This window comes from Rhodococcus sp. PSBB066 (genome assembly GCF_017068255.1).
GTDB classification, from domain to species: Bacteria; Actinomycetota; Actinomycetes; order Mycobacteriales; family Mycobacteriaceae; genus Rhodococcus; species Rhodococcus aetherivorans.
Genome location: NZ_CP070860.1, coordinates 99627 through 124118 on the forward strand (window position 1 = coordinate 99627; position 24492 = coordinate 124118).

Sequence of the window (24492 nt, forward strand, 5' to 3'; positions counted from 1 at the left end):
CACCGCAGTTGCCGCCGCACGTCCGCCGACAGCACCCACAGGAGCACACGCCATGGCCAGACGCAGTGAATGGAAACCCCTTCTCGATGCCGTCACGACGTCGGGCTGGACATACCGTCGATGCAAGCACGGCCTGTACATCTACCCCGCCGACCGAACGAAGCGTCCGATCACCGTGCCGGGCACGCCCGGTGACCACCGGGCGGTCCGCAACGCTCGCGCCGACCTCCGGCGCGCCGGACTCACCAGCCTCTGAGTCGATGCTCTTCGCCGCCGATACGGGGTACATACCGGCATCGAGACTCCCTACCCACGATCGGTCCCGTGCAGTCCTCGACAACATCCACAGCCGCGGTACGGCCGACATCTTATGCGCGTCCCGGAGAGAGCCCTGGACACGTGTCCCGGACAGGGCACCACCACCACCAACGTCGTCGTCGCGCCCTCGTCAACCCCTCGACCTCGGGCCACGGCATGACTTTCCGGCTCCGTGAAGGGGGCACATCAAACCACATTCACGCCGCGCACACAACGCACAGTCGATGGAACCGAGCCCAGCGTGTGCCATTGACTTGGATCGAGATGACGACATGCAAAGACCCTGGTCCCTCACGAAAGAAGAAGTTCATGAACGACTGCACCCACATCGACGACGCGCCCCGGGCGGTACTTCCCGTCGTCCTCGTCTGTGATGTCTCCGCGAGCATGGCTGGCGCGCCGATCGCCACCTTGCACGCCGAAATCGAGGCGTTGATTTGTGGACTGTCCCAGCATCCGGTGGCCGCATCGGTCACCCGACTGTCGGTGGTGACGTTCGCGGACTCCGCCCGCGTCCACGTCCCGATGAGTGAGGTGCCGCAGATGGGCACGATCGCCGCGTTCGAGGCCGGCGGCGCCACGAGCTACGAGGTGGTGTTCGACCTGCTCGCCCGAGCGCTGCCTGTCGAGCTGAAGTCCCTCGCGGCGCAGGGGCATGCGGTGTACCGGCCGACCGTGTTCTTCTTCAGCGACGGCACGCCCACTGATGACCCGACCTCTTGGCGCGCCGCCCGGGATCGGTTGACCACTAATGCCGCCGGCCCCAACATTGTCAGCTTCGGCATCGGCGATGTCGACGCCCCTACGATCCGCGACGTGGCCTACGGACGGGGAGCGGCGTTCCTCGCTCACGATGACAACGACGTGGCCTCCGCACTCGCGTACGCGATCGACGCGATCCTGCACGCAACTCTCGACAGCTTCGCGATTGCGCCCGAACTGTCCGACCCGATGCCCACGCTGCGCCCGCCGATTCCCCGCGAGGTTCCCGGTTTCGTGCCGCTCGACGTGGTGTACGCCTCGGCTGAGGCGCTTCAGGTATCACGCCAGGGCACCCACAGTCGTCGACGGCTCCGCCCGTGAGTCCGGTAACACACGTAGTGCTTCCAACGATGCGGACTACGCCAGCTTCGGTTATACCAACAACACCAGAGAACAACCGCACCCATGAGGGATCGGATGAGACCCCAGAAGAGGTAGACATTGATAGCGGAGATCACCTACCGGATGGAGTCAACTACCCTTGCACGGCCCAAGGGCGAGATTAGTCAGAACCTCTCGCTCTCCCAGGGAAAGGCGATCCGGTTCGGCCGAGGTCATCGATGCGAACTGCAGTTCGCCGGAGATGACAAAGCAGTCTCGCGCACCTCAGGGGCAATTGTGCATGTGGGTTCATCCGGACCCGAAGGTCGAGTCGAATTGTACAATACGTCGAAGTGGGCCTGGCTCTTCGTCTCCCAGCCCAGTGGTTTTTCGGCCAGCCTGCCTCCCAAGTCGTCATTCGTAGTCACGGAACGATCCACGAGAATCATCATGCTCGGGAACACAGGCGTGCACACCATCGGGATACTCATCCCCGAAGTCATGCTGCACCGGTCCTTTTCGGAATCTCCCCATTCGAACACATCGAACTGGTACGACGAAGAAGAGACGAACCTGGCTCAGGCGCATCGGCAGCTCTCCGAGGAATTCACCCCTGCGGAACGATGCATTCTCAATGCTGTATTCGAACAGTATTTCACCCCCAAGCCGATGCCCATGCCGCGTCCTCACGGTACCCCAAAGGCCGTCGCTGAGGCCCTCTCCACAAACCCCACCATTCGAAATCATTATCCGAATTGGGACAAGATGGCGCCCGCAACCACTGAACGCGAGATCGCAAAGGCCATCGAAAAGGCTCTCGACATCGCCTCGGAATATAGAATACCCGGGGTGCACGACGAAGACGTGTATAACACCTTTTTGTCGCACATCAAAGCGGACCGCACACCATTGGCTAAAGACAGGCGACTGCACGCGTTGGCTCTTTTTCTTCTCGGATCCGAGATAATCCCGTATTATGAAGATTAGTTTTGAATAAACAAACGTGGGCCAGCACCCGTTACGATGTGGCCCAGCACCCGTTACGATAACGCCCACCCGAAGGGCGACGGACTGGAATTCTTGTGATTCAAAGGGGGCTCTAGGTGGCAGACAAGGTTGAGCTTCGTACAGATGATTGGAGCGAGGTCAAACTATACCCCGCCGGAACCAAAATTAATCGATTCACGATCGTCAAACCAATCGGCCGGGGCGGATGTGGAACGGTATATTTGGCCCAGGAATCGGAAACACCCGATGAGGGCGTGAACCGACAAGTTGCACTCAAGGTTCTGCGACCGGAGATCGCCGACGAAGACCTAATAGAAAGATTCAAATCGGAGATTGAGGTCCTAGCTCAATTAAGTCACTCCAACATCATCGACGTCTACACTCAAGGGATTTCCAAGGTATGTAGCGAAGATGGATCCGACACTCTTGATGAAGGGGTGTACTGGTTCACCATGCGGTATTATCCGGACGGAGATGTGGGGCAAGGACTGAGTCCTAAGAAAAAGTTCGGGACCAAGCGAGTGGCTCGAATACTTGGCCAAATTGCATCCGCACTCGACGACGCTAGCTCTAAAGGAATATTTCACCGCGACGTCAAACCCAGGAATATACTTGTTCGAAGCAGAGAGAAGAGCGACGAGAGTGTGGTTCTTGCTGATTTCGGCATTGCAAAGTGGATAGAGCGCAATACCGCGCTGACTCGTACCCATGTACCCGTCGGTACTGCTCGATACTCATCCCCTGAGCAACTCGCCCAGAAAGACCTGGACGGACGGTCGGACCAGTTCTCACTCGCATGCACTGCATTCGAACTTCTGATTGGACGTCCTCTCTACCACAACGGTGGTAATCGGGAGAGAGGGAAATCTACTCCGAACGTCAGTGAACTCCGCAAAGACGTACCGAAGGAGATCGATGCCGTCCTGAGAAAGGCGCTGTCCAAGAAACCGGGAGACCGATACGCGACTTGCGCGGAATTTGCCCGAGCCTTTTCAGAGGCAAGTATCAAGAAGAAGCCGCCCGGTAATGGCGCGGGGGGGGGAAAGGAGGAAGGCGATCCCCCCACTCTACCACCTCGGAGAACATCGGCCCTCCTCGTGATAGCCACACTGTTACTTATTCCCCCGATTTTAGTCTACTTCGGTATCCGTTATTGGGAGAGTCCCCGTCCGGATGATCCTATTTCTGCTGAAATGCTCCCCGCCCCGTTGAGTTTCGCAGATTTTCCGTCAGCGGACCGGAGCACTCCTGTCCATATCAAATTTGATACTACAGGAAAATTCTATGCGGCAGCTGGATCTACCGTGAAGGAGATGCGCCCAGAATACGACGCTCCGTCAGAAGAATCCAGTCTTCCCTTTTTTCACCTTGCACACACATCCGGTCTGGCCTTGGATGAAGCGGGTGCCGTCTACGTGAGTGACCGGTCCGGATCGATTTATAGTCACACTCCCGGCGCAACCACTAGTTACATGCCCGGTGTCCCTTACTCGTCGAGTCTTTCGTATCACGCCGCGGAGGGGTGGGACGAGTACTCCCCCTCCATCGACAGTCTCACCTATGCCGAACGGGCTCTCTACTACGTGAGAGGGAATTTGGTATGCTCAATTTCACTAGTGGATACTGCTGCTCAGCTCCCTCGGGAGTGGTGCTTCCGAGGGAACATTGCGGGTTCAATCTCCGCCTTGGATGTAGCTTACCGACGCTCTGATTCAAATGCGCCTAATCTCATCGCATGCTATGCGGGGCGTGGTCAAATTGTGAAAGTGGACCTTCGCGCAGACTTAGACCGGGAGGTGATCGCCGTCCCGGGGTACTACCCAAATTCTCTTGCTGTGGCCGAATCCGGCGATATATATTTTACGTCTTACTTTCAAGAAGGGGTATTCAAAGTCTCATCCGCTGAAGGAGTCCCAGTGAAAGTAGAATCTCCCGGCGGTGCGCATGAATTGATCGGTATTGACCGCTCCGGCATGCTCTACTCTCAAGACGGTCAACAGGTTTGGAAGATAGGAACCACAAACTAGCCCGAATGTAAACTCTGGCCGAAGTTGAATTCTGTGCAACGGGTGGAGGCGTTCCCTGCGTCTTTTGCATGGCGATCGGCGGACAGGGCTGCCGTGTCAGGTTGTCGGCCCAACTCGGGTCATGTGACCCTTCGGATTCGTCGCTGCCCGTCGATCAGTGCAACTTACGCTCCGGATATTCGCTCGATCGTCAGCATGAGCCGACAGCTACAATTGCAGCATCTCATTTCCTATTTCTTTCTACTGGCGCTGGGGATGTGGCGCCTGCGGCTACTGCTGGCACTACAACGTCGATCGCCGCTTCGGCGACGAAGGTGATCCCCACGCTGGCGATTAGCCGCCGCGCACTTGTCCAGCCGCCGCATGGCTTCGGCGACCATCACACGGACCGCGCGGCCGTTGAAATCCTCGAACGGATGCACGTGCAGTGCCTGAGCCTCCAGGTAGGCGAGGGCTTCGAGTTGAAGCTCGACGTCGCCGGCGCAGTAGTCGAGCCGGCCGGTGAAGCTGTGGAACAGCTCCCTCATCTGTCGGTCCACATGAATGTGTTCCGGCGGATAGTGGCCTCCCACCCGGACCGGCTTCCTGCGCCACCGGCCGGCGATGTCGGGCATCACGTCGATCAGGATCCGGCGATGGAACTCGCGGAGCAGATCCACGTCCATCGCCTCGTCGGCGAAGTGACCGGAGGCCACCTCGTCGAGCAGCCGCCGCAGCGGCTCGGCAATCAGATCGGCGACCTCGTGGTAGGTCTTCGTGCCGAACAGCGTCTCGAACTGGCGGGTGCTGCCGGTATCGACCGGCTCCGTCGGCTCACCCACCGGCCACCGCTGCTGCGTGGGTCCGTGCGTGCACGATCAGTGCGAGCCCAGCATGGCGCGCTGGCGGTGCCGTGCCTGCTCGATCCACCGGTCGGAGACCGGCTCGCCTTCCATCGCCATGCTGTGGATCACGTGATCGACCACGGCGGCGCGCCGCCGATAGACCTTCTCCTCGGTGGGCAGCGCACGCCACCGTGCGACCAGTGCCCGAACGTCGTGTGTGGTCACGGCGCGCTCCCTTCCGTCTCGATCCGGTCCGTTGTACCCCCATGATGGCAGCCGGTGGCGACAGCGAGCAGTCGAGACGGGCTCTGCCGGCCTGCGGACGTATGCGGACCGCGGCGCTGTCGGCCCCCTGGTGTAGGCACAGCTGGACGAGACGGCGGATGCGCCTCTCGCGCCCACGGAGGTAGGGGGATCGAATGGTTGTGCTGCTCATCTTCAATGTGCTCGGAATCCTGGCCGCGCTCTTCTGCGCGCACAGGTCGTATCGCCGTTACGGCCGCCCGGTTCGGGCGGTGGTGGCCGGCGTCGGAGGGCTTCTGATTCTTCCGCTGATCGTCGTGGTGGCGGTCGCTGCGGCCGCTCCCCGGGTATCGCGGACCGGGTAGTAGAACGTCGGGTAACCGCAGTTCAAGACGCATTTCGTGGGCAGTGATCGCATAGAACTGATCTTGAAACGTTCCCGGAATCGGGGGGAACTCCGCCCAGAATCGGGCGCAGTCTAGGAGGTCGCGTGGCGGACGAGAACGCCAACCAGGACACGTTCGAGACCGAGGACCAGGGAGGACACAGTGGCACCGCAGAGCGAGGAATTCAGGGCGCAGGTCGAGGGAATCGACCTGACGATCGCAGCCGAGACGAGGCGGATTCTGGTCGAGTGGCTGGGAATCGACCCGGCGACCGAGCAGGAGCAGATCGACCGGGAAGCGCTGCACCTGCAGCAGATGACCGAGGACGCGGCCGAGCAGTTCGAACAGGCGACCCCGCCGGCACCGGACGCGACGTACCAGGACGCGGTCCGCGCCAAGAAAACAGCGTGGCGGGCAGCGCGGGAGATGGTGCTGGAGGGCGAGCTGTATCCGCAGGTGACGCCGGAGATTCGGGCAGCGCAGGAGGAGTTCGCAGGGGGGCTCGATCAGCGGATCGAGGAACGCAGGGAGGCAGCCCGGACAGCGCAGGATCCCGATCGGTGGCGGACGCGGAACGTTCGGCCGAACCCGACCGCGGGTCGAGTCGTGGAACGGGTGTGGGTGTCGAAGCCGGGATGGTTCCTGTCGCTGGCGGAGGCGCTGATCGCACAGCGGATCGAGGACAACCAGCCGGTGCCGATGATCTCCCGCGATCCGCTGGCGGACGAGCTGGCGGAGCTGATCGAGGACGAGATGCGGCGCAACCCGCCGCAGGACCCGGATCTGCCGTTCTGATCCAGGCACAGTGGTCGCAGGTCCGCGACGAACTGTTTGGCCTGCGTAAACAGGGCGAGGAGCTCGTTGATCGTCTGGCCGAGGCCAGAAAGGCTCTGGCGACCGCGCAGGAACGCGGACTGGGCCGTGGCATCGACATCAACGGTCAGCGAGTCGCTGCGTTGACCGAGCACCTCGAACGTCTCCGTGGGCAATGGCGGGAGCTGCGTGGCCGGGAGAACCAGCTACGCAGTGAGCTGCACGCTCTGGGGATCGACCCGGAGGGCGTCCCCAGGAAGGTGGTGCGTGAAGTCGCTTCCGCGCAACCGGCCTGGCGTGAACACCCCGCCACCCGGCGCCAGCTGCGGGCCCTCGAACGCATTGCCCGCGAGACGGACGTGCCGTTCGTCGTCGACGAGGGCATCACCAAGGGTCGGGCCCACGACCTGATCGCCTCACTGCTGGCCGGCAACCTCCCGCAGGCACAGTTCACCGACCGGCCCGCAGGACCGATGCTCCTCCCGGCCGCGACACCGACCGAGCCGGCCGCACCGGACACTGCCCCGGCACCCGAGCCGCACCAGGCCGAGACACCGCAGCGGGTGATCGATCCGGTGGCCGAGGTCGAACGTCGTTTGCTCGAGACCCTCGCCGAGCCGGACGCCGAGGCCGATGCCGCCGCGAACCCCGAGGTCAACACTGCGGCGCAGTTCTTCTCCTGGGCCGACGGGCATTTCAAGGTCAAGACTCAGGTCGCGCTGGCCGACCTGATGACCGATCGCCAGTCACTCACGGACGAGATGTTCGTGGTGTGCCGGGCGATCCTGGCCGATCCGAAACGCTGGGGCGAACTCGGTCACCGCGCCGCCGAGGCGTACTGGCAGGCCCGCACCGGCGAGCCGGTGCAGCATCCGGTCATCGCCGAGGTCACCGACGCGATCGTCGACGCCCGTGCCCGCGAGGACCGCGCGGCCGCCGAGGACTTCCTCGACACCACCCAGCACGTCCTCGACGCGCAGGAGCGGGCCGAGCTCGCTACCGCCGAGCAGCGCAGCGGGCACGTCGAAGCGGTGCAGGACGGCATCGACCAGGCCGCCACGGTCGAGGTCGAGCAGTGGTGGGCACGGGGCCGCGCCGCCTACGACCCCGGCGATCCGCTGAACCTGCCGCAGCCGGACACCGATCCGCAGGTCGCCGCCGCGCTTGAGGCGGTGCGCCGCCGCAAGGCCCGCGACGAGATCCGCGCCCAGTGGTTCGCCGGGGTCGAGCAGGGACGCCGCGAGGCCACCGCTGAGGAACGTCAGGCTCTGGTCGCCGAGGTCGCCGTCGATCCCAGACTCATCGCCACGGTCGAGGGCCGGCGCCCGGACTACCTGCCGGCCGTGGCCCGTTCCGCGGCCCAGAGCCTGATCGCCGAAGCCGCCCGCGAGGCATCCCCACTGCGGCAGGCCGCAGCGAAGGTGCTGCTCGAGCACCACCCGCTGCCAGCCGAGCTGTACGAGCGGGCCTACGCCGAATGGGACCGCCTCCACGGACCCGAACTGACCTGGGACCAGGCCACCGCCGTGGAGTGGACGGCGTGGATGACCCTGCAGCTGCGCCGGGACCCGTTGGTCGGGTCGTGGGCCGGTCTGCCGATGTGGACCCGCACCGATCTGATCGAGTTCGGCATCGAGACCGCGTTCGCGGTCATGGCCGAGGAACGCCCCGATCTGATCGCCGCCACCGCCGGCATCCCCACCGAGCGTCTGGCTGCCGAGCTGCGCGGAAACATCATCCCGAACCTGCCGCAACCCCAGGCATCGGACGTGTCCGCCCTGTTCGTCGCGACCGGCGAATTCCGCCAGCTCCGCTTGCAGGACTACGTGGAATCCAGGGTGCAGCACTACACGATTCACGGCTGGGCATACACCCTCGACGGCGGCAGCACGTCCACCACCGCCGGCCACAATCCGCGGGTGGCGATCGGTGCGCTGCTCGACGCACGCAACATCGAGATCCCGGAGTGGATCGAACGCATCTACCGGCCCTACGCCCAGGCCCGCGCCACCGTCGTGACCAGGGCGATCGCCTACGCCCGGAACAACGAGTTCCATCACGCTGCGGCCCGGTCGGATCTGCTGTGGAAGTACGACGAGTCCGGCAGCTTCGTTGCCGCCCACTCGCTCCTCGAGGACGTGCGCCGCGGCATCATCGAGCAGCTGCGCAGCGATGTCCCGGCCGAGGTCGAGCTGCTCGAATCCCTCGGGGTCGACCTGGAGTGGACCCTCGGTCACGATGTGGACCCGACGGTGCTGCGCGAGATTCGGGCCGCAGGCGAGGACCTCTACAGCCTCACCCCCACCGACCTGACCTTCGCCGGGGCCGGAGATGTGGTCGTCGGGGATCCCGACGGCCGGCACATCACGATCCGCTCCTGGTGGGCACCGAACAGCAGCGACCACATCACCTACGTCGATCGTCAGCCCCGCCCCGCGCTGACGATGCGGGACGCGATCGCCGACGCCCGCGCCGTTCTCGCTGCCGAAAGCCAGGTCGAGCCGGAACCACTCGCCGAAGCCGCCGCGGAGGTGGAAGCCGACGCCGAGACCACGTCGGTCGAGGTGGACGAGCAGAGCACACCGACCGCCGAGGCCGAGCAACCGGCGACGATCGAGGAGGTCCCGCCGCCGTCCCCCCGAGTCGTAGCGCCTGCGGTCGATGACACAGGCGCGGTGATCTTCGAAGAGGTCGAATCGGCTCCCACCGAGCCGTCGGCCCCGGCCGGCCCCGACACGGCGGCGACCTCGTGGATGCTCACCGATCCTCTGGCGGTCGGCCACATCGGGCCGACCGCCACACCGACGCCCGCGCCCGAACCGGAACCTGAGACGGCACCGGAGCCGGAGGCTGCCGCCGAGCCGGCCGAAGAGGCGGCGCAGACCGAACCGGTTGCGGCCGCGGACGAGTTGGTCGTTCCTAACACCGAGTACGGCGAGCCGCTGACCAGCCCTCTGTGGCGGGGCGGTGGTCTGGTCAAGGCACGGAAGGAATCCGGCGGATACGTCTACCTCTCCCCGGCCACCGCCGCCCAGTACGCCGCTGCCGATGCTTCCGCCGAGCCGCAGACCACGGTTGAGCAGCCGCAACGCGAGACCACCGCTGCGGCCGCGGTCGAGCGGCCGGGGGCTGTCGCCGAGACCAGCGAACCCGCCCCGCAGATCGGTGGTGTTCAGGCGCACCCGGACACCGATACCGGGTCCCCGGTGGTGCGTCCTGCCCCGCCGACCGTCGAGGCGCGGGACTTCACCCTCGGCGCCGACGTGCTGGTCCCGTCCGGCGCGAAGGCCCGGGCACGGGCGAACATCGCCGCTTTGCGCCTGGTGCGCCGGCTCGACGAACAGCAGCGACCGGCCACCGCCGCCGAGCAGGCGGTGCTGGCGCAGTGGTCCGGCTGGGGAGCGATCCCGGAGGTCTTCGACCACCGCGCGAAGATCCTCGCGCAGTGGGGCGACGAACACGCCGAACTGCTCGACCTGCTCGGGGACAAGGGTTTCGCGCAGGCCCGTGCGACCACCCTGAACGCCCACTACACCGACCCGGCGATCGTCGCCGAACTGTGGCGGGCGGCGGCGCGGGCCGGACTGCCCGACGGCGCTCTGGTGCTCGAACCCGGCTGCGGGGCCGGTCATTTCGTCGGCATCGCCCCGGCCTCGGTGCGCATGGTCGGCGTCGAGATCGAGCCGATCAGCGCGAAGATCGCGCACTACCTGTATCCCTCGCAGCAGATCCGCAACCACGGCTTCGAACGCAACTTCGCCCCGGAGAACACGTTCACCGGGGCGATCGGCAACGTCCCGTTCGGCAAGTTCGCGCCCGTCGATCCGATCCACAACCCGGGCGGGTTGTCGATCCACAACCACTTCATCGCCAAATCCCTCGCCCTGACCGCGCCCGGTGGCTACGTCGCCGTGGTGACCAGCATGTTCACCTCGGACGCCAAACGCGCCGAACAGCGCGCCGCGATCACCGCGAAGGGTGATCTGATCGGTGCGGTGCGTCTGCCCACCGGCGCGTTCGACCGGCAGGCCGGCACCGACGTGGTCACCGACGTGCTCATCTTCCGCCGCCGCGAGGACGGAGCCGCCCCCACCGAGGACACCCTCGAATGGGCACAGCCCGCCGTGCAGGTCGCCGCAGTCGACGCCAAGACCGGCGAGACCACGCGGACCTGGATCAACCCCTACTTCGCGAAGTACCCGGAGCGGGTGCTGGGCACCCTCACCGTAGGGGGCGGCATGTATGCCGGGGGCTCGCTGCGGGTCACCCCGCACCCCGGCGCCGCCCTGGCCGAGCAGCTGCGCACCCAGCTCGATCCGATCGTCGACCGGGCCGTCGCCCGCGGTCTCGGGTTCACCGCGCAGGCCCCCGATCCGGTGCAGGTAGAAGCGTTCACCACGCCGGGGCTGCGCACCGGAGCCGGTCTGGACTCGAACGAGGTGCTGCCCGGTGCAATGCGATTCAACGAGGCTGAGAACCGTTTCGAGCAGTTCACCCTGGGCCGCGGCTGGGCCGAGGTCGGCTGCCGCGGCAAGGATCTGGCCGAGCAGTGGAAGGTGCTCATCGCTCTCGGTGAGACGGTGATGGAGCTGTCCGAGGCCAGCCGCTCGCGCACGCATACCGTCGCCGACCGTGACGGGATCCGGGGCCGGCTGAACTCGCTCTACGACGGCTATGTGCGCCGGTGGGGGCCGCTGAACCGGTTCAAGCTCACCGACCCGACCCCGCTGTCGGACGAGAAGATCGCCGCTCGCCTGGACAAGGCGATCACCGAGTGGCGGATCAAGACCGGCCGCGACGAGGCTATTGCCGATGGTCTCGACCCCACCGGCGCCGGCCCCTACACCGGGTCGATCCCCGACGAGGTGTACGAGGAGCTGCGCGAGAAGGCGGCCGAGCAGCCGCAGCCGCGGCGGTATTCCGCGCATCTGCAGGGCGCGATCGCTCGTGATCCGCGCCTGGGCATGGTGCTGGCGATCGAGAACTTCCAGTCGCGCTTCGACGGCAGCGAGGCGGTGGCGACGAAGACGGCGATCTTCACCGAGGACACCACCCCCTTCAAGGACAAGGCCACCGCCGCCGCCGACCTCGACGAGGCGTTGGCGATCTGCTTCGACGAACTCGGACACATCGCCCCGCACCGGATGGCCGAGCTGCTGAACCTGTCCGTCGAGGACACCCTCGACCAGGCCCAGGGCCGCATCTACCCGTCCCTGCACGCCGACGGGCAGTGGGAGCTGGCGGCGGTGGCGCTGTCCGGGCAGGTCCGCGACAAGCTTGCCTTCGCCCAGGTCAAGGCCGGCGAGGATCCCCGCTACGCCTCGCTGGTGCAGGCCCTCGAATCGGTGGTGCCGGCGGATGTGGACCCCGCCGACATCGGGGTGCGCATCGGCGCGACCTGGGTGCCGATCGAGGACTACCGGGCGTTCCTGGTCGAGGAGTTCGGGCTGCGCCCGGACCGGCTCACGGTCGAGCACGACGCGATCAGCGGCAGCTGGGAGATCTCCACCGACCAGAAAAGCCGCCACGAGTTCTCCAGCGGCTATCCCGACAAGTACGGCACCGGCCGGCTGCCCGGGGTGAAGATGTTCGAGCTGCTCGCCAACAACAAACCCATCCAGGTCACCAAGACCGCCGACGAGCTCGAGCGCTCCCCCAAGCCGCGGTTCCACGTCAAGCTCACCGAGCAGGCGCAGGCCTCGGCCGCGGCCTTGCAGGAGCGGTTCGAGAAGTGGCTGTGGGAGGACGGTGACCGCTATCTGCGCCTGGCCCGCATCTTCAACGAGCGCTACAACTCGTTCGTCAAACCGGTCCACGACGGACGCAGCAAGACCTTCCCCGGCCTGAACCCGAAATACACGCCCTACGACTACCAGGCCGCAGCGGTGCAGCGGTTCCTGCACGACGAGACGATCCTGCTCGACCACGTGGTCGGGGCCGGCAAGACCCTGACGATCACCGCCTCGTGCATGGAAGCCACACGACTCGGACAGATCCGGCAGCCGTGGATCGTGGTGCCCAATCACCTGCTGGCGCAGTGGGCGGTCGAGGCCCGCGACGCCTACCCGAACGCCAACATCCTCGTCGCCGCCGATCTGGACGGGCGCGACGACCGGCAACGCTTCGTCGGGCAGAGCGCCGTCGGCGACTGGGATCTGGTGATCGTGCCGCAGTCGGTGTTCGGCAAGATCGCCATGCGCCGCGAAGCGCAGATCGACTACCTCGAAAGCGAACTCGCCGAACTACGGCAGGCTCTCGACGCCGCCAACAGTCAAGGCGCGGAGTTCACGGTCAAGCAGATCGAGAACGCGATCAAGGCCGCCGAAGGACGCATCGAGAAGATCATCGACGCCAAGGCCACCGACGACGGGCTGACCTTCGAGCAGTCGGGCTGCGATTTCCTGTTCGTCGACGAGGCCCACGACTACAAGAACCTCACCCGCCCGTCCAACAGCGCCGACCTGTCGGTGCCGACCGGCTCCCAGCGCGCCACCGACCTGGAGATGAAAGCCAAGTATCTGCGGGAGCAGGCCCGCGCCCGGGGCGCCGAGCAGGGGATGCCGCACGCCCCGGCCAAGGCGATCGCGTTCGCCACCGGCACCCCGATCACCAACTCGCTGTCGGAGATCTGGGTGATGACCAAGTACCTGCGCCCGGACCTGCTGCACGAGGCCGGTCTCGGGCGCATCGACAACTGGGCGGGCACCTTCGCCAAGCCGGTGTCGGTGGCGGAGATGAACGCCACCGCCACCCGCATCCAGATGCGCACCCGCATGGCCGAATACGCCAACGTGCCGCAGCTGGTGGCGATGTTCGACCAGTTCCGCGACGTGGTGACCGCCGATCGCATCCCGGTGCGCCTGCCCACCCTCGACGGCGGCACCCCGCAGATCGTCGAGTTCGACATGGGCCCCGACGCCGTCGACGCGATGGCCGACCTGGATGTGCGCATGGGCATGATCCAGGGCGATCGGATGGACCTGGACAACTCCCTCAAGATCGCCACCGACGGGCGCAACCTCACCATGCACCCCTCACTGGCGAACCTCGCCCCACCCGAGCCGGAACACAACCGCATCGAACACGCCGCCGAGCTGATCTGGCAGGTCCACACCGAGAACGCCGACCTGCGCATCCCAGCCGACAAGTACGGCCCCGAGATGACCGGGGTGTTCCAGCTGGTGTTCTGCGACCGCGGCACCCCCAAGGCCGGCGCCGGCCCCCGGGCGCGCAACCTCTACACCGAGCTGCGCGACGCCCTGGTGACCCGGGGAATGCAGCCCGACGAAATCGCGTTCATGCACGACTACGAGGGCCCCAAAGCCAAAGCGAGGCTGGTCGAAGCGTGTGCGGACGGGCGGATCCGGGTGCTGCTGACCTCCACGAAGAAGGGCGGCACCGGCCTGAACGTCCAGCGGGCGCTCAAGCAGATGATCAACCTCGACCCGGCGTGGACCGCCGCCGACATGGAACAACGCCTCGGCCGCATCATCCGCCAGGGCAACGTCCACGAGAGCGTCCGCGTGGTCAACATGGTCGCCCGCCGCTCCTTCGACGCGATGATGTACCAGTACGTGGCCCGCAAATCGAACTTCGTCGCCATGATCCGCAAGGCGGACGTGCCCCCGACGATGGAGGACCTCGGCGGGGATCTGACGGTCTCGTGGGCGCAGAGCAAGGCCGCCGCCACCGGCGATCCGGTCTTCGTCGCGCAGGTCGAGGCCGACCAGCAGGTCGCCGAACTCGAAGCCCGCCGCGACGCCGTGCTCAACGCCAATGCCGCCCGCAGCGCCGCGATCCGGGCGTTGAGCAAGTCCATCACCACCGACGAGACCCGGCTGCCCGAAGTCCGGGCGATGGTCGACAAGCTCACAGCGTGGACCAGCATCGACGACCGCGCCAAGAAGATGTGGCACTTCCCCCACGCCGCGATCCCCGACTCGGAGACCGCCGATCTGGCCGACGCGCTGCGAGGGGCGTTGATCCGGCTCGAGGACGAGGTGACCCGCAGCAACGACGAGGTGGTCTTCGGGGCCATAGGCGGCGTGCCGCTGAAACTCGGCTACACCCAGGTTCTGGGCCAGTTCTACGTCTGTGTCGGCGAGGAGATCGCCTGGTACGAACGCGATCGGTTCCTCAACGCGGTCGAGAAAGCCAGTGGGGCGCAGGGGATGCTGACCACCCTCCGCAATCTCGCCGAAAAGGCCACCCGGCAGGTGCCGGTCATCGAAGCGCGGATCGAGCACAACCGGGGCCGGCTCGCCGACGCCGAGGCCGAACCGGAACTCGACTTCACCGACACAGCCGAACTCGAGGCCGCGAAGCTGCGGGCCGAGGAACTGCGGCTCGAAGTCAACGCCCGCGAGAATTCCCCCGAGGCGTTGCGCCGAGCCCGCGAAGACCAGCAGCGACGGGCTGCGGACGGGCAGTACCCGCAGTGGACTCTAGATCTGAACCCGACCGATGCGTGGGCCGAACATCGGAACATGAGCAAGGCCGACCTCATCGCCTCGGTGCCGGCGCGCATGGCCGCAGCCCGGCAGGAATGGCTCGACGGTGCCGAGATCCGTGAAGCGAACCGCAAGGCCCAGCCGTGGGTGGCCCTCGACGACACCGAAGCGATCTGGCAGTACGGCTTCGACCCAGGCAGCGGCCGGCCCGGGGCACGGGTGTACTGGGACGACCGGCAATGGCACCTCGAAGCCTGGGACGGGGACGGCGCGCTCGACCGGCACGCCGTCAACACCCGAGGCGAGGCATTCAGCATCGGCATCCGCGCGGTCGAGACGTTCGCCGCCGACCACAAGATCCCCCGCGAGGCGATCCACCAGGCCGGCATCGAACGCCGCGAACGCCGCGACAACGCCGCGTCCCCCACGACGGTGGAACCGACCGCCGCGGTGGTCGAACCCGCCGACGCGATCGTGGAGCCGACCGAGACGATCAGCGCCGCCACCGGCACCTTCGAGCTCGATGACACGCTCGCCCACGGATTGCGTGCCGCAGGCGACGTTCGCCCACTGCACAAGTTCAATCCCCACGGCACGCGGCCGCAACAGCAGCAGCACATCGACCCGATGCAGCAGTACGAAGCCGAATACGGAGGCGGGTACGAGGAAGACGGCCGCGCCGTCTGACCGCGTCTCTAACCTCGACACCACCGGTGGGGCAGGACCCGACGGTCCTGCCCCACCACACCACCGACCAGGGGGAACCTGTGACACCACGCAAGACCGAAGCCGAAGCCCGCGCCGCCGTCGCCGCGATGGAACCGATCATGGCCATCGAAGGCCGCGAGATGAGCGACGCCGACAAGGAACTGCTGGTCGAACTGATCCAAGGCACCACGACCATCGACGAAGTCACCAAGATCATGGCTCGCGAAGCCGGCTACGAGATCGACTGACATGGCCCCGCGCTACTCCCGCGAATGGCTCGACTACTTCATCCCCGACACGGTCGACTGGCACCCGGACGGAATGCCCGACACCAGCCGCGCCGTGATGAAAAGCCTGGTCCTGCGATCGGACAAATGGCCGCACGGCATCCCCGACGCCGACCTGCTGCACCGCACCGAAGGCGTCATCAGCTACATGCGCATGCAGGAGCTGGCCGACGATCCGATCCCCGGCCGGTTCGACCTGCCACACTTCCAACGCATCCATCACCACCTGTTCCAGGACGTCTACCCCTGGGCCGGCCGGTTGCGCACCGCACCACGGGACTGGCCGATGGTCAAGATGGGGCCGGACGTCGCGGCCGTGCGCGCCGGCGGGCGCCCTGTCACCGAAATCCCGCATTCGTACTTCAAGGCTCGCGACGTCCTGTCGGCCGCCACCGCTGTTCTCGACCGCGTCACAGCGAAGAACAACCTGCGCGGACTCGGACGAGAACAGTTCCTCGACGAGCTGACGAAAGTGTGGGCACGGATCAACTTCGTGCACCCGTTCCGGGAAGGGAACACCCGAACACAGTTCGCGTTCTTCCGGCAGCTGTGCACCGGGGCCGGCTACACCCTGCACACCGACCGCTTCATCGCCGTCAAGAAAGCCGACCTCGCCAGCAACCCTCTGCTCGGAGACCTCCGCGAGCAATTCGTCTGGGGGCGGTTCGAGTACATGCAGACCGGCGACACCCGCCTGATGCGCGAAGTACTCGACATGGCGATCACCGACGCCGGCGACCCGACGCCCGTCGGTCCGATCATCGACCACGGCGTCGACCTGCGCGCCCTCGCCACCGCGACCCTCGGCCACCCCCGATCACCACGAGCGATGCTCGACAGCGCACCCTCACCTGACGGAGACCCCACGAACGCCGTCGTCACCGAACCCGGTCGCACCCACCAGCACGGCCGTGGCCTCGGCTTCTGATCGAGGTGCACGGAATTCAGTGGTCCAGCTCGAGGCCGGAACCCCCGCCGGTGGCCGTGGTCGGGGTTCGGCGCACCGTCGCCCAGCATCGACGTCGCCCACCGAGGATGGGCCGTCGACGCCGCAGACAAGGCGGCGAGCCGTCTGTTACGTCCTGCGGGCGTGCTCGAATCCTACTGGACAACTTAGGTGTTCGATCCGTATGGGCCATGGGAGCCGGGCGCCGGTGGGGTGGCCGGATCGGCGACGTAGCGCCGGATCAGGGCGGCGAGCCGGGCCGGCACCATCGTCAGTCCCTCGATCTGCTGGTGCCGCTCGATCATCGCGACGAGGTCGTAGAGCGCCCGAGCGGCGTCGCCTCGCGAGCCTTTCCGGACGGTGTCGAGCTTCCACCCGGCCAGGTCGTTGCGGTGCTCGAACACGATCGTCATCAGCGCACACAGGTCCCCGACGTCCTTCGCGGCGAGGCGAGAGCGCCAGGCGAGCGCCTTGAGGACGACGGCCGCCTCGATGTCGGGGACCGGCACGTCGAAGACCAGCGTGTCGTCGGTGGTCAAGCGCGCATGGACCCGCACCTCGAGCGGCTCGGACGACAGGGCCAACTGCAGCCCGGGTATGGCATCGAAACCGCGACCGTCGTGCTCGACCCTCTCCCACCGTCGGCCGCTGGTGCTGGGCACCAGCAGGTCGACGGCCAGGGTTCCCTCGGAGCGCGAGGATGCTTCGTAGTGGTTGCCCCGCACGCGGCGGTACCCGCGTCGCACGAGGGCTTCGTGCAGGTCGGAGCCGGCGGCGACCACGGGGTCCATGCCGGCATCGGCGTCGACGGTGACGCGGGCACTCTGTTCGGCGGTGGGGTAGACCCGGCCGAGAAGGTGCACCATGTGCCCGCCGATGACCCGGTAGTTGCTGCCGTGGGCGGCGGCTGCTAGATCCGCCAACGCGCGCAGGCCCCGATCGGCGGCGTTCGACGCTGCGAGCAGGTGCACCTCAGCCACGGAAGGTGCCCTCCTCGATCGCCCGGCGCAGGTGCCCGGCGGCTTCGTGGGCGTCGGGTCCGTGGCTGCGCAGCACATCGTGCGTCGCGATCACCGGATCGACCAGGATCACCGGCGCGTCGGACACCATACGGGCGGTGCGCCACAGCGTCGGATCGGCGGGGACGATCACCTCGAGGGTGTGTGCGCCGGCGGTCGCGGGCGTGAACCCGGCCGCGGTGAAGTCGAGGAACTGCGGGACGTAGAGCACGGCCCGGGTCGGCAGCCGCCACGGCGCATACACATCGGCGGCCACGTCGCCGCTCTGCAGCACGGGAACGCCGATCTCCGCACAGAAGCGGGCCGCGTCGGTGGCCTGCCGGATCACCGGATCGAGCCCGTACCAGTACGTCGAGGCGCCGCCGGGGCCGGGATATTCGGTCAGGTGCTCGTCGAGCAGTTCGGTCCGGGGCTCGGCGATCCATCCGCCGGATCTGCGGTGCAGGTGCCGGCTCTGCCGCACCGCCAGGGAGACGGCCTGCTGGGTGACCTCGAGGGCGGCGGCCAGGTTCGGCTGGGTTATCGGATGCTCGGCCAGCAGCAGCGCCCGCTCGGTCGCCCATCGGATCCACGGTTTGCGGCCGCGGCCGGGGCGGACGGGCGGGGTCGGCGCCGGTGCGGGGGCCGGTACGTCGTAGCGGGTGCCGAGGACGATGAGCAGCTCTTCGTCGGGTGCGATCACATCGACCGCGCCGTCGTGGGCCAGAGCCCGCAGGTGCGCGGTGGTGCGGGGGGTCACCACCAGCAGGCGGGACTCGGGATGCTTGCGCCGCAGCGTCGCGAGGAGGTGCGGGGTGGGGGGCCGCGGCTGCACCGTGACGTGCGCGGCCACCTCACGACCGTCGGGCAGGACCAGGTCCAGACCGTCCAACGAGCCCGCCACGATGCGGGCATCGGTGCGCCGCAGCAGGTGCAGGGCGTCCGAAAGGGCATGGGATGCCGCGTCCATCTCCTCCGCCCTTTCGTCGTCTACCAGCACATACAAGCATATACGGCAATCAATATTTTAGCTTGTGCAGGGAAGGGTGGCGGCCACTGCTCACCACGGGGACGACACCGGTGCGCACCCCTGCGGCACGCGTGACCCGGCCGTGGCGGATGGTCCCGGCAAGAAATTCGAGGACGTCGAGGGTGGGATTGCCGACGGCGGCAGGGGTGAGGGTGGCAGCGCCCCGGGCACGCCAGCCGAGTGCGTGCAGCAGGGTGCGGATCTCGGTGTGCCAGTGTTCGGCGGGGAGGCCGCTGGCAACGACGGCCAGGGCCGACCAGCCGGCGTGCCGGTCGAAGTCTGTCTTGCCGACCGGCAGCCGGGACACGATGTGCTGCCACACCGCCCGGGGCCGGTCACGGTGTCGGCGGGCGAGCATGGTCGGTGTCAGTCGGCCGTGTCGCACGCGGAGCAGACCGAGTGCTCGCGTGCTGGTGCGCAGCTGTGCGAGCGGCCAGGTCAGGTCCTCGCGGTTCGCCTTGCCGATCCACCATCCGGTCAGACCGGTCCGGTGGGCGAGGTGCTCGACCAGTGTCGGCGGGAGGTAACCGGCGCTGGTCAGGCGCATCCCGTCGCCGATCAGGTCGAGCAGCATGAGATACGGCTCGAGCAGGTGTGCGGCGTCGGCCTCGTCCACCTCGACCACCGGGTGCGCGGCCGAGCGTGCCAGCAGCTGCGTCAGCGTCGGGTCGCCGTGGCGTTCGAGGTGGGCGCGCAGCGCCGCCAGCTCCTCGGCCACGGGCACCGGCGCGGCCATCGCCGCCGCGACGGCGGCGGTGGCGTCGGCGGGATCGAACCGGTCGGGATGCCAGCCCAGTGGCAGCCAGCCGCGAGCGTGGTCGAGGTCGTCGAACGGCGGCGGCACCTACGCCGGGTCGCACCCGCCCCGCACCCACGCCGCCAGCTCCGCGTACCCCCACATGCCCCCGCAATCCTCGGGCGGACAGGCCATCCGACCGGCGGTACAGCGCACCTCGGTGGGCGGTTCGTCGAGGACCGCCTCCACCGCGAGCACGTGGTCCCAGCCGTCACCGAAGTCGTATTCGTACCACAGGCGATCCCCGGTGCCGGTCAGCAGCTGATCGGCGAAAAGCACTGAGTATTCATCCTGTGGCCCATTACCGGTACGGCGGTCTCGTAATTTCTCGTCATCTCGGACAGTTCGAATACCTCCGTTCTCGAAACCGACCACGGGGCACCGGTCCCGGATCGTGTCGGTCGTAACCGTGTGAAAGGGACACCATGCGTCGCCACCCCCTCCTCGTCGGACTGCTCGGCGCCGCCACGCTCGCGCTCTCACTGACCGCGTGCTCGTCGGACGGTGCCGGCTCCGACACCGCCGAGGGCACCATCACCATCGCCACCGCCCCGATCGGCGACGACCCCACCCAAGCGAACCCGGCCGAAGTGCTCGCCGACAAGCTGGAAACCGAGACCGGCCGACCGGTCGAGATCCGTGACGTTCCCGATTACCTGAGCGTGGTCGAGGCGATCCGATCCGATCACGTCGACATCGGCCTGATGAGCGGATTCCCCTCGGCTCTCGCCGTCAACACCGGTGAGGTCGACGCCCTGCTGGCCTGGAAGGGCAGCGACGAGCCGGTCTCCACCTGCGTCGTGCTCGACGACTCCCCGGTCCACTCGCTCACCGACCTGAAGGGTAGGACCGTCGCGTTCGCCGACCAGGCGTCGAGCTCCGGCTATTTCATGCCCGTCTACATGCTGCATGAGGCCGGCCTCGAGCAGGGCGCCGACTACGAGGCGATCTTCGCGGGCGGACACGAGGGCAGCTTCGCCGCACTCGAACAGGGCCAGGTCGACGCCGCCTGCACCGCAGTCATGCTCACGCAATTGGGCGAGCCGATGTTCCCGTTCGCCGACGGCGAGTGGCGCGGGGTCGGCGAGAGTCCGTCGATGCCGCTCATGGGCTCCGTCCTTGCCCGCAAGTCCCTCGACGAGCAGACCCGGACGCAGCTGCAGCAGGCCCTGCCGAAGGTGTTCTCCGAGCAGAACGCCGAAGCCCTCGGCGCGTTCTCCGGTTTCGTCGGTCTCGAGGAGATCCTCGACCCGAGCCCCGCAGAATTCCAGTCCTTCGTCGACATCGCCGCGGTCGCCGGCGTCGAGCTGTCGGACCTCGAGGGATGACCGCCGTGAGCATTCCCACCCCGACCGCTACGGACGTGTCCGCGCCCGTCGTCGGGGTGCGGAACCTGCGCGTCGCCTACGGCGACCAGACCGTGCTCGACGGCGTCGATCTCGAGCTGCACGCCGGGGAAACCGTCGCCCTGCTGGGCGCGTCCGGCTCCGGAAAGTCGACGCTCATGAAGAGCCTGACCGGTTTCGCTCCCGTGTCAGGCGGTGCGGTGACGGTCGCCGGTCACGACGTGACCGCGCTCCACGCCCGCGAGTTGCGACGACTGCGCGCCGAAGTCGGCCAGGTGTTCCAACAGTTCAACCTCATTCCTCGGCTGAGTGTGCTCACCAACGTCCTCGCCGGTGGCCTGCACACCGCGGGACCGATCAACGCCCTCGGCGGATTCACCAGCGAGCAGCGCAAGCTCGCCATGCATTACCTCGACCGGGTCGGTATCGCCCACAAGGCGAAGGACCAGGCCCGGTCCCTCAGCGGCGGCCAGCAGCAACGTGTCGCGATCGCCCGCGCCCTGATGCAGCAGCCCCGCGTCGTCCTCGCCGATGAACCCGTCGCGTCCCTCGATCCGAAGCTCGCCGACTCGGTGCTCGACCTTCTGCGCGGCATCGCCACCGACTACAAGATCCCGGTCCTGGTCAGCCTGCACGTGCTGCCGCTCGCGCTGCGGCACAGCGACCGGATCGTCGGGCTGAGGCAGGGCAAGATGCTGATCTCCGCGCCCACCGCCGACCTCGACGCCGAGACCCTTCTCCCGCTCTACGAACACCAGGAGCACGGTGATGACGACGATCTCGCCTGAATCCCGCACGACCGGAAAGCCCTCCGCCACCGTCACCTCCACGCTCGACCCCGCCGAACGCCGGCGGCTCGAGAGCGCGTTTTCGGTCCCGCGCGGACGTGTTCTCGCCGGCATCCCGCTCGCCCTGGTCGTACTCCTGTGGTCGATGGGCGGGGCGGAGTTCGACTTCGCGGAACTCTCCGACGGTGCCGTCAACATGGGCGAGTTCCTGTCCCGACTGTTCCCACCGGACTTCTCGAAGTTCGGCACCATCGTCGAACTGCTCGTCGAAACTCTGCAGATGGCCATCGTCGGAACGGTGCTCGGCGGCATCCTGTCACTGCTGGTCGCCTTCGCGGCGGCGTCGAACATCGCACCGAAATGGCTCTACTACACCGCCCGCTGGACGATGAACATCATCCGCTCGGTCCCCGACCTGGTGTTCGCGCTGATGTTCGTCTCCGCGGTCGGGCTCGGACCGTTCGCCGGCATCCTCGCGATGACACTCGGCTCGATCGGCTCGATCGGCAAGATCTACGCCGAGGCGATGGAAGCGGTCGACCGCGGCCCGGTCGTCGCGATGGAGGCCGTCGGCGCCTGCCAACGTCAGGTCATCATCTACGGCACCCTCCCGCAGGCCGCCCCCAACCTGGTCTCCTACACGTTGCTGCTGTTCGAGGGCAACGTGCGCGGCGCCACCATCCTCGGGCTCGTCGGCGCCGGCGGGATCGGGCTCGAACTCACCACCGCGATGAAGATGTACGACTACGGCCATCTCAGCGCCATCATCGTCTGCATCATCGTGCTCGTGACGGTCATCGACCAAGCCAGCGCCCTCATCCGAAGGAGAATTACCTAAATGACCACCGCACCGACCCTCAGCGCGCCCGTCAACCTGCGAGATCTCGGCGGCATCCCGATCGAAGGCGGAGTGTTGCGCCCCGGCCTCGCGATCCGCACCGACGACATCGCCTACGTCACCGAGGACATCGCCGAGCGACTTGTCGCCGACGGCCTCACCGCGATCATCGATCTACGATCCCCGCTCGAGGTCGCCATCACCGGACGTGGCCCGCTCGCACACTACCCCACCGCCTACCATCACCTCCCGCTGATCGCGGACGTGGTGACGGCGACGCCGAAGGACAGCTCGGGCTTCAGCCACGAGGCCATGGGCGAGATGTACTTGGCTATGGTCGAGGACGCGGCGTCGCAGCTGGTCACCGCACTGAACGTCATCGCGCACACCCCCGGTACGACGGCGTTCCACTGCGCCGCCGGTCGTGACCGCACCGGTGTGCTCGCAGCAATGCTGTTGCTCACGCTCGGGGCCGCCGATGCCGACATCATCGCCGACTACGCCCGAACCGGTGACAACATGCGTGCGATCTTGGAGCGCAACAAGGCGATGATGGGCGCGATGTGGAAGGCGATCGGGTTCGATGCCGCGGCACCGAATCTCACAGCTCTCCTCGAGGGCCGCATGGACGTGGCGATGCAGATCGCGCTGGCGACTCTCCGGGAACGACACGGCGACGCACTCGGCCCGTTGCGCGCCGCGGGTCTCAGTGACGACACCATCGCCCGGCTTCGGAACAGGGCCCTCGCCGCATGAGTTCGAGTGCGGTCAACGATGCCGGGACCGTGGTCCGCCGCGCTCCCGGGCGCCCTCGGGACGACGACCTCGACGTTCAGATCATCGATGCGACTCTTGCCGTCATCGACGCCGGGGAGGAGGTCACGGTGTCGCGTATCGTCGCCCGCAGTGGGGTGAGCCGTGCCGCGTTGTACCGGCGGTGGCCGTCGCTGACTGCCCTGATCGCCGCGGCGCTGGATGTGGGGCGTACCGTGCCGCCAGAACTGCCCACAGACGGGGACCTGCGCGCGACGGTCTTCGATGCGATGCTCGGGGACACCGTGACGGTTACAGCCTCCGGCTTCTCGGAGGTGCGCTTCCGGCAACGGATACGGCTGGTGATGGCGGACCGTTCCTTGCAGAAGGCCTACTGGAACTCCCACGTCGCCCGCCGACGGGTGCCGATGGAGAACCTCCTCCGGGCCGGGATCGCACGCGGAATCTTGCGTGCCGACCTCGATGTCGAGGCCTGCTTCGATGCGATCGCAGGGGCCAGCTACTACCAACTGGTCGTGCGCGGCGAACCCCTCGACGAGCCCGCCGTGAACGTGCGTCTGCGCCGCGCGCTGGACGTAGTGTGGCGAGGAATGCTGGCGTGAATTCCACACCTCAGTAGCGATTTTGTCGCTCCGACCCGATACCCACATGTCGGGGACGTGGCGACCTTCGCCCAAACGCCGCGACGTTCGCCGTCGACGGCCGCAACGAGTTGTCCAGCACCCGCATCCGCCGTGGCTGATCCGGCGGCTCCGATGCGACGTACTCGACCTCGGCATCCGAGAACCCGACGTCGAGCGACGGCTCGCCGGGGCGCTCATGACAGGAG

Annotated in this window: 20 protein-coding genes; 14 read left to right on the forward strand and 6 right to left on the reverse strand. The window is 66.9% G+C overall.

Annotated elements, in window-relative coordinates; all coding sequences use genetic code 11:
- Window positions 1-52 precede the first annotated feature (52 nt).
- The 4 genes from JYA75_RS28400 to JYA75_RS28415 all read left to right on the forward strand — a co-directional run bounded on the left by JYA75_RS28400 (window position 53) and on the right by JYA75_RS28415 (window position 4436).
- Complete coding sequence (locus JYA75_RS28400; protein WP_203330266.1) at window positions 53-256, forward strand: hypothetical protein; 204 nt, start codon at window positions 53-55, stop codon at window positions 254-256.
- Window positions 257-567: 311 nt separating this feature from the next.
- A complete protein-coding gene (locus JYA75_RS28405) occupies window positions 568-1401 on the forward strand; it encodes a VWA domain-containing protein (RefSeq protein ID WP_203330267.1) in 834 nt (277 codons plus the stop codon).
- A 144-nt stretch (window positions 1402-1545) separates the two neighbouring features.
- Window positions 1546-2388, forward strand: a complete 843-nt coding sequence (locus tag JYA75_RS28410; protein WP_206020491.1) for a hypothetical protein — start codon at window positions 1546-1548, stop codon at window positions 2386-2388.
- Between the two features lie 116 nt (window positions 2389-2504).
- Entirely contained in the window at window positions 2505-4436 is a 1932-nt protein-coding gene (locus JYA75_RS28415) for a serine/threonine-protein kinase (protein ID WP_203330269.1), read from the forward strand.
- 230 nt (window positions 4437-4666) lie between these two features.
- Here JYA75_RS28415 and JYA75_RS28420 read toward each other — a convergent pair whose 3' ends face one another.
- Window positions 4667-5257 (reverse strand): Fic family protein, encoded by a 591-nt coding sequence (locus JYA75_RS28420; protein ID WP_239010626.1) that lies wholly within the window; start codon window positions 5255-5257, stop codon window positions 4667-4669.
- Between the two features lie 36 nt (window positions 5258-5293).
- Window positions 5294-5485, reverse strand: coding sequence for a hypothetical protein (locus JYA75_RS28425; protein WP_010596690.1), 192 nt, complete (start codon window positions 5483-5485; stop codon window positions 5294-5296).
- 194 nt (window positions 5486-5679) lie between these two features.
- Here JYA75_RS28425 and JYA75_RS28430 point away from each other — a divergent pair, with 194 nt between their 5' ends.
- The 5 genes from JYA75_RS28430 (at window position 5680) to JYA75_RS28450 (ending at window position 17075) form a co-directional block, all read left to right on the forward strand.
- The gene (locus JYA75_RS28430; RefSeq protein WP_203330270.1) at window positions 5680-5868 is read left to right on the forward strand and encodes a hypothetical protein; all 189 of its coding nucleotides are present in this window, start codon (window positions 5680-5682) and stop codon (window positions 5866-5868) included.
- Window positions 5869-6051: 183 nt separating this feature from the next.
- The gene (locus JYA75_RS28435; RefSeq protein WP_203330271.1) at window positions 6052-6684 is read left to right on the forward strand and encodes a hypothetical protein; all 633 of its coding nucleotides are present in this window, start codon (window positions 6052-6054) and stop codon (window positions 6682-6684) included.
- A gap of 161 nt (window positions 6685-6845) precedes the next feature.
- Window positions 6846-15839, forward strand: a complete 8994-nt coding sequence (locus JYA75_RS28440) for a helicase-related protein (RefSeq protein ID WP_203330272.1) — start codon at window positions 6846-6848, stop codon at window positions 15837-15839.
- Between the two features lie 80 nt (window positions 15840-15919).
- Window positions 15920-16108, forward strand: coding sequence for a hypothetical protein (locus JYA75_RS28445; RefSeq protein WP_029547296.1), 189 nt, complete (start codon window positions 15920-15922; stop codon window positions 16106-16108).
- Window position 16109: 1 nt separating this feature from the next.
- Window positions 16110-17075, forward strand: a complete 966-nt coding sequence (locus JYA75_RS28450; protein ID WP_239010627.1) for a Fic family protein — start codon at window positions 16110-16112, stop codon at window positions 17073-17075.
- A gap of 185 nt (window positions 17076-17260) precedes the next feature.
- Here JYA75_RS28450 and JYA75_RS28455 read toward each other — a convergent pair whose 3' ends face one another.
- The 4 genes from JYA75_RS28455 to JYA75_RS29030 are packed head-to-tail and all read right to left on the reverse strand — an operon-like array spanning window position 17261 to window position 20196.
- Entirely contained in the window at window positions 17261-18073 is an 813-nt protein-coding gene (locus JYA75_RS28455) for a hypothetical protein (protein WP_203330273.1), read from the reverse strand.
- The gene (locus JYA75_RS28460; protein ID WP_203330274.1) at window positions 18066-19061 is read right to left on the reverse strand and encodes a hypothetical protein; all 996 of its coding nucleotides are present in this window, start codon (window positions 19059-19061) and stop codon (window positions 18066-18068) included. The genes JYA75_RS28455 and JYA75_RS28460 overlap by 8 nt, the downstream gene beginning before the upstream one ends.
- Before the next feature lie 49 nt (window positions 19062-19110).
- Window positions 19111-19965: a hypothetical protein gene (locus JYA75_RS28465; RefSeq protein WP_239010628.1), complete on the reverse strand. Its 855-nt coding sequence runs from the start codon at window positions 19963-19965 to the stop codon at window positions 19111-19113.
- Entirely contained in the window at window positions 19966-20196 is a 231-nt protein-coding gene (locus tag JYA75_RS29030; RefSeq protein WP_239010629.1) for a plasmid pRiA4b ORF-3 family protein, read from the reverse strand.
- 146 nt (window positions 20197-20342) lie between these two features.
- Between JYA75_RS29030 and phnD the strand changes: the two genes are divergently transcribed.
- The 5 genes from phnD to JYA75_RS28490 are packed head-to-tail and all read left to right on the forward strand — an operon-like array spanning window position 20343 to window position 24265.
- Window positions 20343-21245 carry a phosphate/phosphite/phosphonate ABC transporter substrate-binding protein gene (gene phnD / locus JYA75_RS28470; RefSeq protein ID WP_206020492.1) on the forward strand — a complete coding sequence of 301 codons (903 nt, stop codon included), beginning with the start codon at window positions 20343-20345 and terminating at the stop codon, window positions 21243-21245.
- Window positions 21242-22051 (forward strand): ATP-binding cassette domain-containing protein, encoded by an 810-nt coding sequence (locus tag JYA75_RS28475; RefSeq protein ID WP_203330275.1) that lies wholly within the window; start codon window positions 21242-21244, stop codon window positions 22049-22051. The genes phnD and JYA75_RS28475 overlap by 4 nt, the downstream gene beginning before the upstream one ends.
- Window positions 22032-22889, forward strand: coding sequence for a phosphonate ABC transporter, permease protein PhnE (gene phnE, locus JYA75_RS28480; RefSeq protein ID WP_203330276.1), 858 nt, complete (start codon window positions 22032-22034; stop codon window positions 22887-22889). The genes JYA75_RS28475 and phnE overlap by 20 nt, the downstream gene beginning before the upstream one ends.
- The gene (locus JYA75_RS28485; protein ID WP_203330277.1) at window positions 22890-23645 is read left to right on the forward strand and encodes a tyrosine-protein phosphatase; all 756 of its coding nucleotides are present in this window, start codon (window positions 22890-22892) and stop codon (window positions 23643-23645) included.
- Entirely contained in the window at window positions 23642-24265 is a 624-nt protein-coding gene (locus JYA75_RS28490; RefSeq protein WP_203330278.1) for a TetR/AcrR family transcriptional regulator, read from the forward strand. The genes JYA75_RS28485 and JYA75_RS28490 overlap by 4 nt, the downstream gene beginning before the upstream one ends.
- The last annotated feature ends 227 nt before the right edge of the window (window positions 24266-24492 follow it).